This window comes from Klebsiella sp. B345, from assembly GCF_051131735.1.
Classification (GTDB): domain Bacteria; phylum Pseudomonadota; class Gammaproteobacteria; order Enterobacterales; family Enterobacteriaceae; genus Klebsiella.
This window is the reverse complement of record NZ_CP180443.1, coordinates 4,171,110-4,184,868: the sequence shown is the minus strand read 5'-3', so window position 1 is coordinate 4,184,868 and position 13,759 is coordinate 4,171,110. Positions and strand designations below refer to the sequence as shown.

14 protein-coding genes are annotated in these 13,759 nt (G+C 56.6%); 5 read left to right on the top strand and 9 right to left on the bottom strand.

Annotated elements, in window-relative coordinates:
- Positions 1-5 precede the first annotated feature (5 nt).
- Entirely contained in the window at positions 6-317 is a 312-nt protein-coding gene (locus ACMYSO_RS19640) for an MGMT family protein (protein WP_434667030.1), read from the top strand.
- Positions 318-356: 39 nt separating this feature from the next.
- Here ACMYSO_RS19640 and ACMYSO_RS19635 read toward each other — a convergent pair whose 3' ends face one another.
- On the bottom strand, positions 357-875 hold the full coding sequence (locus tag ACMYSO_RS19635) for a YbaY family lipoprotein (RefSeq protein WP_434667028.1): 519 nt from the start codon (positions 873-875) through the stop codon (positions 357-359).
- 214 nt (positions 876-1,089) lie between these two features.
- Here ACMYSO_RS19635 and tesB point away from each other — a divergent pair, with 214 nt between their 5' ends.
- Complete coding sequence (tesB, locus tag ACMYSO_RS19630; protein WP_434667025.1) at positions 1,090-1,953, top strand: acyl-CoA thioesterase II; 864 nt, start codon at positions 1,090-1,092, stop codon at positions 1,951-1,953.
- A gap of 64 nt (positions 1,954-2,017) precedes the next feature.
- Here the strand turns inward: tesB and amtB are convergent, their stop codons facing one another.
- The 5 genes from amtB to ACMYSO_RS19605 form a co-directional block, all read right to left on the bottom strand.
- Entirely contained in the window at positions 2,018-3,304 is a 1,287-nt protein-coding gene (gene amtB / locus ACMYSO_RS19625) for an ammonium transporter AmtB (protein ID WP_434586143.1), read from the bottom strand.
- A 33-nt stretch (positions 3,305-3,337) separates the two neighbouring features.
- Positions 3,338-3,676, bottom strand: a complete 339-nt coding sequence (gene glnK / locus ACMYSO_RS19620; RefSeq protein ID WP_004858743.1) for a P-II family nitrogen regulator — start codon at positions 3,674-3,676, stop codon at positions 3,338-3,340.
- Positions 3,677-3,918: 242 nt separating this feature from the next.
- Positions 3,919-5,697: a SmdB family multidrug efflux ABC transporter permease/ATP-binding protein gene (locus tag ACMYSO_RS19615; RefSeq protein WP_434667022.1), complete on the bottom strand. Its 1,779-nt coding sequence runs from the start codon at positions 5,695-5,697 to the stop codon at positions 3,919-3,921.
- Positions 5,690-7,462, bottom strand: a complete 1,773-nt coding sequence (locus ACMYSO_RS19610; RefSeq protein WP_434667019.1) for a SmdA family multidrug ABC transporter permease/ATP-binding protein — start codon at positions 7,460-7,462, stop codon at positions 5,690-5,692. Before ACMYSO_RS19610 ends, ACMYSO_RS19615 begins: the two co-directional genes overlap by 8 nt.
- 42 nt (positions 7,463-7,504) lie before the next feature.
- Positions 7,505-7,963 carry an Lrp/AsnC family transcriptional regulator gene (locus tag ACMYSO_RS19605; RefSeq protein WP_123755709.1) on the bottom strand — a complete coding sequence of 153 codons (459 nt, stop codon included), beginning with the start codon at positions 7,961-7,963 and terminating at the stop codon, positions 7,505-7,507.
- A 115-nt stretch (positions 7,964-8,078) separates the two neighbouring features.
- Here ACMYSO_RS19605 and ACMYSO_RS19600 point away from each other — a divergent pair, with 115 nt between their 5' ends.
- On the top strand, positions 8,079-9,131 hold the full coding sequence (locus tag ACMYSO_RS19600; protein WP_434667017.1) for a PLP-dependent cysteine synthase family protein: 1,053 nt from the start codon (positions 8,079-8,081) through the stop codon (positions 9,129-9,131).
- A 43-nt stretch (positions 9,132-9,174) separates the two neighbouring features.
- Here ACMYSO_RS19600 and cof read toward each other — a convergent pair whose 3' ends face one another.
- Positions 9,175-9,993, bottom strand: a complete 819-nt coding sequence (gene cof / locus ACMYSO_RS19595) for an HMP-PP phosphatase (RefSeq protein WP_434667015.1) — start codon at positions 9,991-9,993, stop codon at positions 9,175-9,177.
- Between the two features lie 261 nt (positions 9,994-10,254).
- Between cof and ACMYSO_RS19590 the strand changes: the two genes are divergently transcribed.
- A complete protein-coding gene (locus ACMYSO_RS19590; protein ID WP_434667012.1) occupies positions 10,255-11,955 on the top strand; it encodes an SgrR family transcriptional regulator in 1,701 nt (566 codons plus the stop codon).
- 66 nt (positions 11,956-12,021) lie between these two features.
- Positions 12,022-12,717, top strand: coding sequence for a 7-cyano-7-deazaguanine synthase QueC (gene queC / locus ACMYSO_RS19585; protein WP_434667009.1), 696 nt, complete (start codon positions 12,022-12,024; stop codon positions 12,715-12,717).
- Positions 12,718-12,805: 88 nt separating this feature from the next.
- Here queC and ACMYSO_RS19580 read toward each other — a convergent pair whose 3' ends face one another.
- Together ACMYSO_RS19580 and ACMYSO_RS19575 are read right to left on the bottom strand one after the other, a co-directional pair.
- A complete protein-coding gene (locus ACMYSO_RS19580; RefSeq protein ID WP_434667006.1) occupies positions 12,806-13,207 on the bottom strand; it encodes a YbgC/FadM family acyl-CoA thioesterase in 402 nt (133 codons plus the stop codon).
- A gap of 109 nt (positions 13,208-13,316) precedes the next feature.
- Positions 13,317-13,685: a helix-hairpin-helix domain-containing protein gene (locus ACMYSO_RS19575; protein WP_434667003.1), complete on the bottom strand. Its 369-nt coding sequence runs from the start codon at positions 13,683-13,685 to the stop codon at positions 13,317-13,319.
- Positions 13,686-13,759: the final 74 nt, after the last annotated feature.

Sequence of the window (13,759 nt, the reverse complement as noted above, 5' to 3'; positions counted from 1 at the left end):
CAACAATGGATTCTCTCGATACATTTCCCCGACGGGTCTGGCAGATTGTGGCCTCCATTCCGGAAGGTTACGTCGCGACCTACGGCGATATTGCCCGACTGGCAGGCTCACCGCGCGCCGCGCGTCAGGTAGGCGGTGTGCTCAAACGACTGCCCGAAGGCTCAACGCTTCCCTGGCATCGTGTCGTCAATCGCCACGGCGATATTTCGCTTACTGGCCCGGATTTGCAGCGCCAGCGCCAGGCGTTGCTGGCGGAAGGTGTGCAGGTATCCGGCAGCGGCCATATTGACCTGCAGCACTATCGCTGGGTGTACTGAAGACAAAAAAATGCCCCTGAACAGGGGCGTGTGTAGAGGTTACTGTGCGGTCGTCGTTGAGCCGGTATCGCCGGCAACCGGAACGGCGGTATGCTGCACCGGAACCAGCAGCAGGTCGGCGCGATTCCCTCCCTGAGTCACTACCGTTTGTACGGTATCGGTGATAAACATCAGCTGACCATTCACCGTAATTGCCGAACTCAACAAAATACGCGCATTCGGCTTAATATCCGCCGGGTTATATGACAGGACAAAATTATACGGTGGCTGTTTGCCTTCAGTACGTACCGCTTTCTGCGACAGGACCCGTGCCGGGGCATCGGCCAGAGAAGCATCAGCCAGGGTGACCGTCAGTACCGCATCCGGCGGTAGTGCTACTTTTTGCCGGATAGCGATGGTGCCTGAAACATTAGGCTGCTGCTGAGAAGCGCTCAGCGAGGCAATGCCATAAGGATCGGGGGCTGCTGCTGCATTGGTCGTCGAGGCGCTGTGATTATTCGCGCAGGCGGTCAGTGTAGCGGCAACAGCTAAAGCACTAAACATATAGGCAAATTTCATTATGTTCTCCTTTTCATCCCTTTATCTACAGGAGCATGTCCGGCCGACTGGCGAGCAGGAACATTCGTAAATAAGCGTAACACAGATCTCAGTCGTCTTCCTGCAAGCGGCCCTTTATTCAGATTATTGAACCCATCGGACCACTTGCGATTCCAGGTTATACTTTCCCTCAATACGCGCTGCGCGACGCAGTTATTACTGATTGAGGATAAATATGAGTCAGGCATTAACCAATCTGCTGGCATTGTTGAATCTGGAAAAAATTGAAGAAGGGTTATTCCGCGGGCAGAGCGAAGATCTGGGGTTGCGTCAGGTATTTGGCGGCCAGGTCGTCGGTCAGGCACTGTATGCCGCCAAAGAAACCGTGCCTGCCGAGCGCTTGATCCACTCGTTTCATAGCTATTTTCTGCGTCCTGGCGATAGCCAGAAACCGATTATTTATGACGTCGAAGTCCTGCGCGACGGCAATAGCTTTAGCGCTCGCCGGGTGGCGGCAATTCAGAACGGTAAACCGATTTTCTATATGACCGCCTCTTTCCAGGCGCCAGAGCCGGGCTACGAACACCAGAAATCTATGCCAGCAGCCCCGTCGCCGGAGGGGCTGCCGTCCGAAACGGATATCGCGCGCAAGCTGGCCCACCTGCTGCCGCCGCAGGCCAAAGATAAGTTTCTCAGCGATAAACCGCTGGAGATCCGCCCGGTAGAGTTTCATAACCCGCTGAAGGGCCACGTCGCGCAACCAACCCGTCAGGTGTGGTTCCGGGCCAACGGCGCGGTACCGGAAGATATCCGTATCCACCAGTATCTGCTGGGCTACGCTTCAGACTTTAACTTTCTGCCGGTGGCCCTGCAGCCGCACGGTGTCGGGTTCCTTGAACCTGGCATGCAGGTCGCCACGATCGACCACTCCATGTGGTTCCACCGCCCGTTCAACATCAACGAGTGGCTGCTATACAGCGTAGAGAGCACCTCTGCCTCCAGCGCCCGCGGCTTTGTGCGTGGCGAGTTTTATACCCAGGATGGCACCCTGGTAGCATCAACGGTGCAGGAAGGAGTCATGCGCAATCGTAATGCGTGAGCGTAGCGCATAAAAAAAGCCTCCCATCGGGAGGCTTTGCTACTACAGGAGACAACTCAAATTATCAGGCGTTGTACGCGTTCTCGCCATGGCTGTTGACGTCCAGCCCTTCGCGTTCCTGCTCTTCCGGTACACGCAGGCCCACGGTCATGTCCGCCACTTTGTAGCCGATGTAGGCAACAATACCGGACCAGACGATGGTGATAGCGATACTTTCCAACTGAACCAGCAGCTGATGGCCCATGGTGACGCCTTCTGCGTAGCCCACGCCGCCCAGAGAGGTGGCAGCAAAGATACCGGTCAGAATACAGCCCACGATACCGCACACGCCGTGCACACCAAAGACATCGCAAGGGTCATCCACACGTAACCAGCGTTTCAGCACGGTGACACCCCACAGACCCGCAAGACCCGAGGCGATACCGACAATCAGTGCGCCGCCGACGCCGATGTAACCACATGCTGGCGTAACACCAACCAGACCCGCAATGGCACCTGAACAAGCACCCAGCAGAGAGGGTTTACCACGAGTCACCCATTCGCCGAAGGTCCAGGCCAGAATCGCGCCAGCGGTCGCCACCACGGTGTTGACGAAGGCCAGGGCCGCAATTTCGTTCGCCGCGCTCGCAGAACCGGCGTTAAAGCCAAACCAGCCAACGTAGAGGATCGCTGTACCGGTGAAGACCATTGGCAGGTTATGAGGTTTAAACGCTTCTTTGCCGAAGCCAACACGTTTGCCCATCATATAAGCACCTACCAGCCCGGCCACCGCGGCGTTGATATGCACGACGGTACCGCCGGCGAAGTCAAGCGCACCATGGGTTGCCAGCAGACCGCCGCCCCAGACCATATGCGCAATCGGCACATAGGAGAGCGTCATCCACACCACCACAAAAATCAGCACCGCGGAGAAGCGGATACGCTCAGCCAGCGCGCCGACAATCAGGCCAACGGTAATACAGGCAAAGGAGCCCTGGAACGCCACATGAATGTACTGATAGAAAGTGCCCATCAGCGCTTTCAGTTCAATATTTTTCAGCATCACCCAGTCAAAGCTGCCGAAGAAGCTGCCGCCGGTCCCGAAGGCCAGCGTATAGCCATAAACCACCCATAACACGCACACCAGCGCAAAGGTGACGATCACCTGAGTCAGCATTGAGAGCACGTTCTTGCCGCGAATCAGGCCGCCGTAAAACAGCGCGATGCCCGGAATTGTCATAAACAGCACCAGCGCGGTGCAAATCATCATGAAGGCGTTGTCAGCTTTATCTGCCACTGCCGGTGCGGCCATGGCCAGCCCCGGAAGAAGTGCCAGCGCACCCAGACCCGTTTTCATTGTCGCTATTTTCATTTTCTCGATCCCCATCACTGTGTGGTCTGGTCGTTACAGTGCCGCTTCGTCGGCTTCGCCGGTGCGGATGCGAATAACGCGTTGCAGTTCGGCGACAAAAATTTTGCCATCGCCAATTTTTCCGGTGTAGGCCGCTTTACTAATCACATCAACGACCTCATCAAGCTGATCGTCGGCAATCGCGACGTCAATCTTCACTTTTGGCAGAAAATTGACGCTATATTCGGCACCACGGTACAGCTCAGCATGACCCTTTTGACGGCCAAACCCTTTTACCTCAGTGACCGTAAGGCCCTGAATGCCGATGGAAGATAACGCTTCACGCACATCTTCCAGTTTGAATGGTTTGATTACCACGGTAACCAGCTTCATAAGTCCCCTCCGCTCAGAATTCGTAATGGCAGCAGCTAACACACAGGGAATAAAGCAAGGGCTATGCCAGAAATGAAAAAGGACCGCACAGCGGCCCTTTTCACAACGAAAAGACAAGAATGGGGGAAGAATGCCTCAGAAAAGCATCCGTTTCGGCCAAAAATGCACCATAACAGTGCACGACGCGTTGCATTTTTGCACCACATTTATTCGCCACAAAACCGCTGCCTGTTTATGGTGCATCAGGCGGTCAGCGACTCTTCCTGCGCGCTGGCCGCCAGCTCTTCACCGGCCAGCTGCAGCTGATACATCTGCCAGTAGCGCCCTTTTGCCGCCAGCAGTTGCTGATGATTACCACGCTCAACGGCCTGTCCGCGATGGAGCACCAGAATGGTATCGGCCTCCACGATCGTTGACAGGCGGTGCGCAATCACCACGAGGGTGGTGTGCTGGCGTACTTTGGCCAGCGCCTGCTGAATAGCCTGCTCGGTACCGGAATCGATATTTGCCGTCGCCTCATCGAGAATTAATATCTGCGGGGTATCGACCAGCACCCGCGCCAGTGCCAGCAGCTGCTTCTGCCCAACGGAGAGATTATTCCCCTGCTCGCCCAGCTGGGTGTAGATCCCTTCATCCATGCTGCGCGCCAGCTCCGCCAGTTGCACCGATTCCAGCGCCTCCCAAACCTGCGCCTCGCTGATGTCACGACCGAGGGTGACGTTGGCATAAAAAGTATCGGCCAGCACCACCGGATCCTGCTGCACCATCGCCACGCCCTGGCGCAAGGCGCTGTGGCTTAACGACGCGAGCGGACGCCCGTCGATGCGAATCTCCCCCTGGGTCAGCGGGTAGTAGCCCATCATCAGGCTAGCCAGGGTGCTTTTCCCGCTGCCGGTATGGCCCACCAGGGCCACAAAACCACGGGAGGGGATCTCCAGATTAATCTCTTTCAGCACCAGTCGATCGCCACGGTAGGCAAACGACAGATCCTCGATTGATACCCTGCCGCTGCGCAACGGGGCATTATCCTGTCCCCACGCCTGGCGCGGGCGATCCATCAGTTCGAACACTCGCTCGCCGGCAACAACTGCCTGCTGGAGCATCGACTGCTGCGTCGTTAGCTCAATCAGCGGCTCATTCAGGCGCCCAAGGTAGCTGATAAAGGCATACAGTACCCCGACTTCAATCGTGCCGACGGCACTGAATCCAAACAACATCAGCAGCCCGCAGAGCACCAGGGTTGAAAACAGGCTCAGCAACGGACGCAGGAGGAAACCGTCAAGGCGCAGCGTCTGCATACGCGCCAGATAGTGAGCGTGGCTGGCTTCACGCATCCGTTCGCCGAACCGCGCCTGCTGGCGGAACTGCTGGATGACGCCCATGCCGTTAATCACTTCATTAAAGCCATCGTTGATATCCGCCAGCCATGCGCGAACCCGGCGCACTATAGGTGTGCTGTAGCGTTGATAAATCAGCATGACAATCAACACCGCCGGGAAGATGGCCAGCGCCACCAGCGCCATCCGCCAGTCGAGGCTGAACATCGCCACCAGCATCGCGCCAATCAGTGCGGCGCTGCGCAGCACGGTCGCCACCACAGTCACATAGAGGTCGCGAATCACTTCGGTGTCGTTGGTCACACGAGAGATCAACTGCCCAACCGGCTGGGTGTCAAACTCGCTGAGCGGCTGGCGCAATGCCGCATCCATCACATCGCTTCGCAGTTGTTGTACCACGCCGACGGCGGCACGGTTAAACAACAGCGACTGGTTATAGTGCAGGGTGGCCGCGAGGATCTGTAATCCAAGATAGGCCACCGCCAGCCCGCAAACCAGCTTCAGCGGCAGCGAGTTCTTCGCCACCATATTATCGATAAAGTAGCTGATCAGCAGCGGACCGCTGACTTCGGCCGCGGCGGCAATCCACATCATCACCACCGCAATAATCAGCGGCTTACGCCACGGAGAACCGTAAGCCAGCAGGCGTTTTAAGGTGGGCCAGAGTTCGGCAAAACTACGCATCGGTGGCCTCCTCATGTTCTTGTGGCGCATCATCCAGCGCCGCTTCCAGTTGCTGATAACGATACATATCGCGGTACCAGCCAGGTTGAGCCGCCAGTCCGTCGTGGCGACCGCGCTGGACGATATGTCCGTGCTGCATCACCAGGATCTCGCTGGCTTCCGTTAAGGCCGACAGACGATGGGCGCTGATGATCACCGTGCGCCCTTCCCCCCATTGCCGTAGGTTATGCAGGATCTGGTGTTCTGTCCGGCCATCCACCGCCGACAGCGCATCATCCAGAATCAGGATCTCCGCCTCCAGCAGCAGCGCGCGGGCAATCGAAATACGCTGTTTCTGACCACCGGAGAGCATCACGCCGCGTTCACCCACTTCCGTTTCATATCCCTGAGGCAGACGCAAAATATCGTCGTGTACGCTGGCTAACCGCGCCGCACGTTCTATTTGCTCTGGCGTCGCATCAGGTCTGCCGAGCGCGATGTTATTAGCGACGGTATCGGAAAACAGAAACGGCGTCTGGTTAACTACCGCCAGCCTGGCGCGCCAGCTATCGAGCTGCAGCCGGGTCAGGGGAATATCATGAAAACGAATATCCCCCTGGGTGACATCAAAGTGACGTTGGATCAGCGCCAGGATGGTGCTTTTTCCCGAGCCGGTTGGCCCGCAGATACCCAGCATCTGCCCTGGCTGGAGCACAAAGTTCACCTTTTCCAGTGCAGCTTTATGCGCCTGCGGATAGATAAACTCGCGCACCGCAACATTCAATACGCCACGGCCTTCAGGCACCTGTTCGCTGCCATCGTTGACGGTCGGCGCCTCTTCGAGCATCGTGCGGATGCGGCTATAGGCCGCGCTGCCGCGCTCAACAATGTTAAACATCCACGCCAGCGCCAGCATCGGCCAGATCATCAGCCCGAGGTACATCACAAAGCTGGTCAACTGGCCGAGCGTCATGCTGCCCTGTATCACCATCCAGCTCCCTCCGCCGATTGCCAGCAGATTCGCGGTGCCAATGGCGATATAAATCGTCGGGTCGAATCGCGCATCGATGCGCGCTACCCGCATATTTTTCTTTCCGGTATCCGCTGCATCGGCAGAGAACTGCGCCGACTGGCGGTCTTCAAGACCAAAGGCTTTGATCATGCGGATACTGGTCAGGCTTTCCTGGGTTCGGTCGTTCAGGCTGGAGAACGCCGCCTGGGCAACGCGGAAACGTTCATGCAGCGCATCGCCGTTGCGCTTAATCACCAGCGCCATTACCGGCATCGGCAGCAGCGCCAGCAGCGTGAGCTGCCAGCTGATTTGTGTCGACATCACGATGAACACCGCGCAGCCCATCACCAGTGAGTCGACCAGGGTCAACACCCCCTCACCCGCGGCAAAGACCACCCGGTCAACGTCGTTGGTCGCGCGCGCGATCAGATCCCCGGTTCGGTGGCGCAGGTAAAAGGCGGGATGCTGGCGGCTGAGCTGGCGATAAAAGTCTTCCCGCAGCTCCACCGCCAACTGATAGGACGCACCGAACAACAGTACGCGCCAGACGTAGCGCAGCAGATAGACCATCACCGCGATCAGCACTAATGAGCCGATCCACAGCCAGATCGTCCCGGCGCTAAAATGTTGTCTGGTGACGCCATCAACCACGATCCCTACGACTTTCGGCGGGATCAGTTGTAAAATGGCGATAATGATCAGCAAGGCAATGGCACCGAGATAGCGGCGCCACTCCCGGCGGAAGTACCAGCTGAGTTGGGCAAATAATCGCAAGCAGTAGAATCCTGAGTGTGTCAATCGTCGCGGCAAGCGCCGCTAATCAATAGGTAAGGCCGTAGTGTATTTTATCTGTTCCATCGCGAAACTCGAAGTGACATCAGACAACCCCGGCACGCTGTTCACCAGCCGTTTATAAAAATCATCGTAGCGTTTCATGTCCGCCACCTGCACTCGCAGCAGGTAATCGTACTCTCCCGCCATACGCCAGAACCCCAGGACTTCCGCCATCTGGGTGACTTCACTGACAAAGCGGCAGTACCAGTCGCTGCTGTGGTGCTGGGTTTTAATCAGCACAAATGCCGTCAGACCAAGGCCCAGCTTTTCTGCATCCAGCAGCGCCACGCGCCCCCGCAGGATACCCTCATCTTCCAGGCGCTTCAGCCGTTTCCAGCAGGGAGTGGTGGTCAGATTAACGGCATCGGCCAGCGCCTGCAAAGAGAGGGTGCAGTCTGTTTGCAGCAGAGAAAGCAGCTTGCGGTCAATTTTATCTAACATTGGGCGCTCTCGGAGAAAATTTTACTCCTTACAGTGTAATCGAAAGGCTAAATAGCAACAATTTTTCCTCACACTTCCGCTAAGCTGGGCACAAAATGACAAACAGGAAATAACGATGAATAGCGCCTGGGTAAAACACGCCATTAGTGAAATTAACGCCGATTATCAGCGTTCCGCCGACACGCACCTTATTCGCCTGGCGCTGCCCGGATTCCCAGGTATCCAGATCTATCTAAAGGATGAGAGCACCCATCCTACCGGCAGTCTGAAGCACCGCCTGGCCCGTTCACTTTTCCTGTACGGCCTGTGCAATGGCTGGATTAAGGAAGGCACCACGATCATTGAAGCGTCTTCCGGCTCAACCGCCGTGTCGGAAGCCTATTTTGCCCGTCTGCTGGGCCTGCCGTTTATCGCCGTGATGCCGTCCTGCACAGCAAAACGCAAAATCGAACAGATTGAGTTTTATGGCGGCCGCTGCCATTTCGTCGAAAGTGCGTGTGAAATCTATGCCGCCTCCGAGATGCTGGCCCGCGAACTGAACGGCCATTATATGGACCAGTTTACCTTCGCCGAGCGCGCGACGGACTGGCGCGGCAACAACAATATTGCTGACAGCATTTTCCGCCAGATGACTCATGAACCACATCCGCAGCCCTCTTATATCGTGATGAGCGCCGGTACCGGGGGAACCTCAGCTACCATTGGCCGCTATATCCGCTGTCAGGGGTATGACACGCAGTTACTGGTCGTGGATCCACAAAACTCGGTATTCCTCGATTACTGGCAGAGCCGCGATAGCGCACTGCGCAGCACCGTCGGAAGTAAAATCGAGGGGATAGGTCGCCCGCGGGTCGAACCGTCATTTATCCCGGATGTGGTGGATGACATGCTGCGGGTGCCGGACGCGGCCAGCGTCGCTACCGCTTTGTGGCTGGAAACGCTGCTGGGGCGGAAAGTCGGCGCCTCTACCGGAACCAATATGTGGGGCGTGCTCGAGCTTGCCGTGCGAATGCGTGCTGAAGGACGCAGCGGCTCCATTGTCACTCTTCTGTGCGATAGCGGCGAGCGTTATCTCGAAAGCTATTACAACCCGCAGTGGGTGGCGAGCCATATTGGTGACATCGCACCGTGGCAGGCAAAAATTGCGGCAATGGTGAACGGACAATAAAAAAAGCCAGACACCGAGGCGTCTGGCTGCTGGAAGGGTCTATTTATTCGGGGGAATAAGGAAGATCAGGATTATCCAGCCAATGCGTTAAAAAATGAGAGACCGCCTCGTGGCGACAGTCCCCGATAACCGGTAAATGCGGCAGCTCGGCTTTGAGCTGCGGCATCGCGTTACCCATAATCACGCCGCGCCCGACGCTTCCCAGCATCTCGCGGTCGTTCATGGCATCGCCGAACGCCATACAATCCTGCATCGACACGCCAATATGCTGGCCAAGTACCGCCAGCGCAGCGCCTTTATTGCAGCCATTCGGCAGCACTTCCAGACAATCAAACGCCGAGAAGCAGATATGTGCCCGTTCGCCGAGCGCTTCAGCCAGCTGAACCTGGAGGCGCTGGAGATCGTCGTGATCGCCGCAGAAGCACACCTTGGTGACTTTATTGCCCGGCATCCGCTTCGGATCGGCAATCTGATAACGGAAACCGCTAAAAATATGTGCTTTCAGTAGCTCGGGCATCTCCTGCCCGGTAAACCAACCCTGGTCATTAAAGACGTGCATGCTGGCTGCGGTGTCCCAGTGACGGTGAAGCACCGCCTCCGCGACATCCGGAGTCAGATCGCTTCGGTGCAGCTCTTCGCCGTTCAGGGTATGGATCCGCGTACCGTTGCCGGTAATTAAGTAGGCATCCAGCGCAAACTCACCGATAACATGGCGCATTTCCAGCGCATGGCGTCCCGTGGCAAAAGTCAGGGTGATATCACGCTCACGCAGACGTCTGAGCGTCGCGAGCGTAGTCGTTCCCAGACGATGGTCCGGCATCAACAACGTGCCGTCCATATCAAATGCAGCGAGTCTTGCCATGTTCTGCTCCCCAGAGCGTGATGAGTTTTGCTTGAGTTCCAGTATTGCCTGAGATATACGGAAGTAATAGTGAATAGATAGATTATATTGTTCCGGATTTATCACTGACCGCAGAGGCCGCTTAAAGGACCAATCCAGAACACAAAATCATTTAAGCTGGATTAAGGCGGCAAGTAAGCGAGTCCCCAGGAGCTTACTCCAGTCAGTGACTGGGGTGAGCGCGCGCAGCCAACGCAGAGGCAGCTTAAAGGATAACGTGTAATGAGGTTATTAAATCGCCTGAACCAGTACCAGCGCCTCTGGCAACCCTCGTCAGGGGCGCCACAGCAGGTGACCGTCGGCGAACTATCCGCCCGTTGCTTTTGCAGCGAGCGCCATATTCGAACCCTGCTTCGTCAGGCCCAGCAGGCCGGCTGGTTGAGCTGGCAGTCCAGCGCCGGGCGTGGGAAGCGCGGCACCCTGACATTTCATCGCTCGCCGGAAACGTTACGGAACGAGATGATGGAGCTGGCATTGAACAACGGGCAGCAGAAAAATGCGCTGGAGCTGGCTCAGCTGGCGACGGGCGAGCTTAAGGCTCTGCTCTCGCCATTTCTTGGCGGCCAGTGGCAGAACAATACGCCGACCCTGCGTATTCCCTACTATCGCCCGCTCGATCCGCTCCAGCCGGGGTTTTTACCCGGTCGCGCGGAGCAGCATCTGGCCGGCCAGATTTTCTCTGGCCTGACGCGCTTTGATGCGCAAAGCCGTTCCCCGGTCGGGGATTTGGCCCATCACTGGCAAATTTCGGCTGACGGCCTGCGCTGGCAGTTCTTTATTCGCTCAACGCTGTTCTGGCATAACGGCGATTCTCTGGAGACCGCGCAGATCCAGCAGCGTTTACTGATGTTGCTCAACTTGCCGGCCCTGCGCACGCTGTTTGCCAGCATCAAACAGATTGATGTGACGCATGCTCAGTGCCTGACGATCACCTTGTTTCGCCCGGATTTTTGGCTGCCGTTTCGCCTCGCCAGCTATTGTAGCGTACTGGCCCATCCCGACGATCCGACGGTCGGTAGCGGTCCGTTCCGCCTGGCGCTGTTCAGCCCTGAGCTGGTTCGGCTGGAAAATCATCCGCGTTATCATCTGAACCATCCCCTGATTCAGACGGTGGAGTACTGGATCACGCCCCAGTTATTTGAACAAAACCTGGGCACCAGCTGTCGCCACCCGGTGCAAATTACCATTGGCGATCCGGACGAACTCACTAATCTGCGCCAGGTCAGCAACAGCATCAGCCTCGGTTTTTGTTATCTGGCGCTGCACCAGAGTCCCCGGCTCAGCAACGCCCAGGCACAGCGTCTGATATCGTTAATTCATCGCTCTTCACTGCTGGAAACCCTTCCTCTTGACGAAGATTTGATCACCCCCAGCAACGAGGTTCTTCCCGGATGGGCGATCCCTCAGGGACCGGAGAATCATGATATCCCACTCCCCAAACGGCTGACGCTGCTGTACCACCTGCCCGTCGAACTGCATACGATGGCAGAACAGCTTCGCCTACGGCTTGCCGCGCTTGGCTGCGAACTGACGCTCATTTTTCACGATGCGAAAAACTGGCAGGGTTGCCAGGATCTGTCGCAGGCGGATCTCATTATGGGCGATCGCCTGATCGGCGAATCACCGGAATACACTCTGGAACAGTGGCTCCGCTGTGATGCAATGTGGCCCAATGTGTTGACCGGGGCGCAATATGCCCATTTACAGGCGACCCTCGACGCCGTTCAGGCCCAGCCAGAAGAGCGCAGCCGTAACGACGCATTACGCAACGTCTTCAACGGGCTGATGGACGATGCCATTATGACGCCATTGTTCAATTACAATTACCGTATCAGCGCCCCGCCGGGGGTGAACGGCCTGGAGCTTAATGCCCGAGGCTGGTTCGATTTCACCAGCGCCTGGCTACCGGCATCTGCGCCGTGATGGAGCTGGTCGCCGCGCCCATCAAGCGCTACCATATTGCTTTCACTTTGATTGTCAGGAATTGCTATGAAACGCGCCGTAGTTGTCTTCAGTGGAGGACAAGATTCAACGACCTGCCTGGTGCAGGCTCTGAAACAGTATGATGAAGTGCACTGCGTCACTTTTGATTATGGCCAACGCCACCGCGCGGAAATCGACGTCGCTCGTGAACTGGCACTGAAACTGGGCGCCGTGGCTCATAAGGTGCTGGACGTCACGCTGCTCAACGAGCTAGCCGTCAGCAGCCTGACCCGCGATAGCATCCCGGTACCGGACTATGAGCCGAATGCCGACGGTATCCCAAATACCTTCGTGCCTGGACGCAATATCCTGTTTTTAACGCTGACGGCAATTTACGCCTATCAGGTTAAGGCAGAAGCGATCATCACCGGCGTCTGCGAGACCGATTTTTCCGGCTACCCGGACTGCCGCGACGAGTTCGTCAAGGCACTCCATCATGCGGTCAGCCTGGGCATGGCAAAAGATATCCGCTTCGAGACGCCGCTGATGTGGCTGAATAAAGCTGAAACCTGGGCCCTGGCTGATTACTGGGATCAACTGGAACTGGTGCGCAATGACACCCTGACCTGCTATAACGGGATTAAAGGTGATGGCTGCAGGCAATGTGCCGCCTGTAACCTGCGCGCCAACGGTCTGAAACAGTACCAGGACGATAAAACCGCAGTGATGGCGCTGATGAAACAAAAGACCGGCCTGAAATAACCGTCCTGACGTCTGCTTTCTTCCCCGCTGGCGCTGTGCTTAGCGGGGCTACAAACCAATAAACCACCGTGGCCGTAGCCCACCACTCTCAGCGCATCTCCATCTCTTCAAGCTTCTCACGCAACTCGCCGTCCAGCGGCAGTGCCTTTTGAGTTTTTAAATCGATGCAGACAAACGTGATCACCGCGTCGGCCACCACATCGCCCTCAGGATTCAGGGTAACCACCTGATTTAAGGTGCCGCTTTTACCATTAAGCTGTTGCAGATGGCTGGTCACGGTTAACACATCCCCCAGCACCGCCGGGCGACGATAGTTAATATTGATATTCACCACCACAAAGGCGATGTTGCGAGCGGTCATCCAGTGGAACGCGGCGCTGTTTTCCAGGCCATCCCAACGCGCCTCCTCCAGAAACTCAAGGTAGCGAGCGTTGTTGACGTGCTGATAAACGTCCAGGTGATATCCACGAACTTTGATTTGTGTCTGCATAGCGCAAATGCCTTAGTCTTATTGTCATATTGAGGTCAGAGGTCACACCACTTTCGTGACCTCTTTAGTCTGGCAAAGATTTACGGCTGTGCAAGCCCAGAAAGGAAAATTACAGCATCAGATGCGCCAGGTTTCGCTCTACCAGAGAGTGCCCCATTCCGGGGACCTGCTTGAGATCGTCCACCGCTTTAAATGGCCCGAACTCTTCGCGATAGCTGACAATCGCCTGAGCTTTCTTCAGGCCGACGCCGTTCATCGCCTGCATCAACTCTTCCGCGCTGGCGCTGTTGATGCTGACTCTGGCCTCCCCCGCTGCGGCGTTTAACGCCGCCGGTGCTTTTGTCTGCGGCGACTGCACGCTCTCGTGTGTGACTGTCGCCGACGCTTTGTCTCTGGTCGATACCGCCAACACCGTCTGGCTTCCCGCCAACAAAAGTAACGCCGTTGCGGTCATCATCGTTTTAACACCTCGTTTCATGCTGTGATCTCCTTGTGTGTAGACAGCACGGACACCATAGCGAGGGAGAAAAAGGAGTACAAAAGCCGATCGAC

Coding starts and splice junctions, on each gene's coding strand:
- ACMYSO_RS19640 (WP_434667030.1), top strand. CDS start 6: ATGGATTCTCTCGATACATTTCCCCGACGGGTCTGGCAGATTGTGGCC.
- ACMYSO_RS19635 (WP_434667028.1), bottom strand. CDS start 875: ATGAAATTTGCCTATATGTTTAGTGCTTTAGCTGTTGCCGCTACACTG.
- tesB (WP_434667025.1), top strand. CDS start 1,090: ATGAGTCAGGCATTAACCAATCTGCTGGCATTGTTGAATCTGGAAAAA.
- amtB (WP_434586143.1), bottom strand. CDS start 3,304: ATGAAAATAGCGACAATGAAAACGGGTCTGGGTGCGCTGGCACTTCTT.
- glnK (WP_004858743.1), bottom strand. CDS start 3,676: ATGAAGCTGGTTACCGTGGTAATCAAACCATTCAAACTGGAAGATGTG.
- ACMYSO_RS19615 (WP_434667022.1), bottom strand. CDS start 5,697: ATGCGTAGTTTTGCCGAACTCTGGCCCACCTTAAAACGCCTGCTGGCT.
- ACMYSO_RS19605 (WP_123755709.1), bottom strand. CDS start 7,963: ATGTTAGATAAAATTGACCGCAAGCTGCTTTCTCTGCTGCAAACAGAC.
- ACMYSO_RS19600 (WP_434667017.1), top strand. CDS start 8,079: ATGAATAGCGCCTGGGTAAAACACGCCATTAGTGAAATTAACGCCGAT.
- cof (WP_434667015.1), bottom strand. CDS start 9,993: ATGGCAAGACTCGCTGCATTTGATATGGACGGCACGTTGTTGATGCCG.
- ACMYSO_RS19590 (WP_434667012.1), top strand. CDS start 10,255: ATGAGGTTATTAAATCGCCTGAACCAGTACCAGCGCCTCTGGCAACCC.
- queC (WP_434667009.1), top strand. CDS start 12,022: ATGAAACGCGCCGTAGTTGTCTTCAGTGGAGGACAAGATTCAACGACC.
- ACMYSO_RS19580 (WP_434667006.1), bottom strand. CDS start 13,207: ATGCAGACACAAATCAAAGTTCGTGGATATCACCTGGACGTTTATCAG.
- ACMYSO_RS19575 (WP_434667003.1), bottom strand. CDS start 13,685: ATGAAACGAGGTGTTAAAACGATGATGACCGCAACGGCGTTACTTTTG.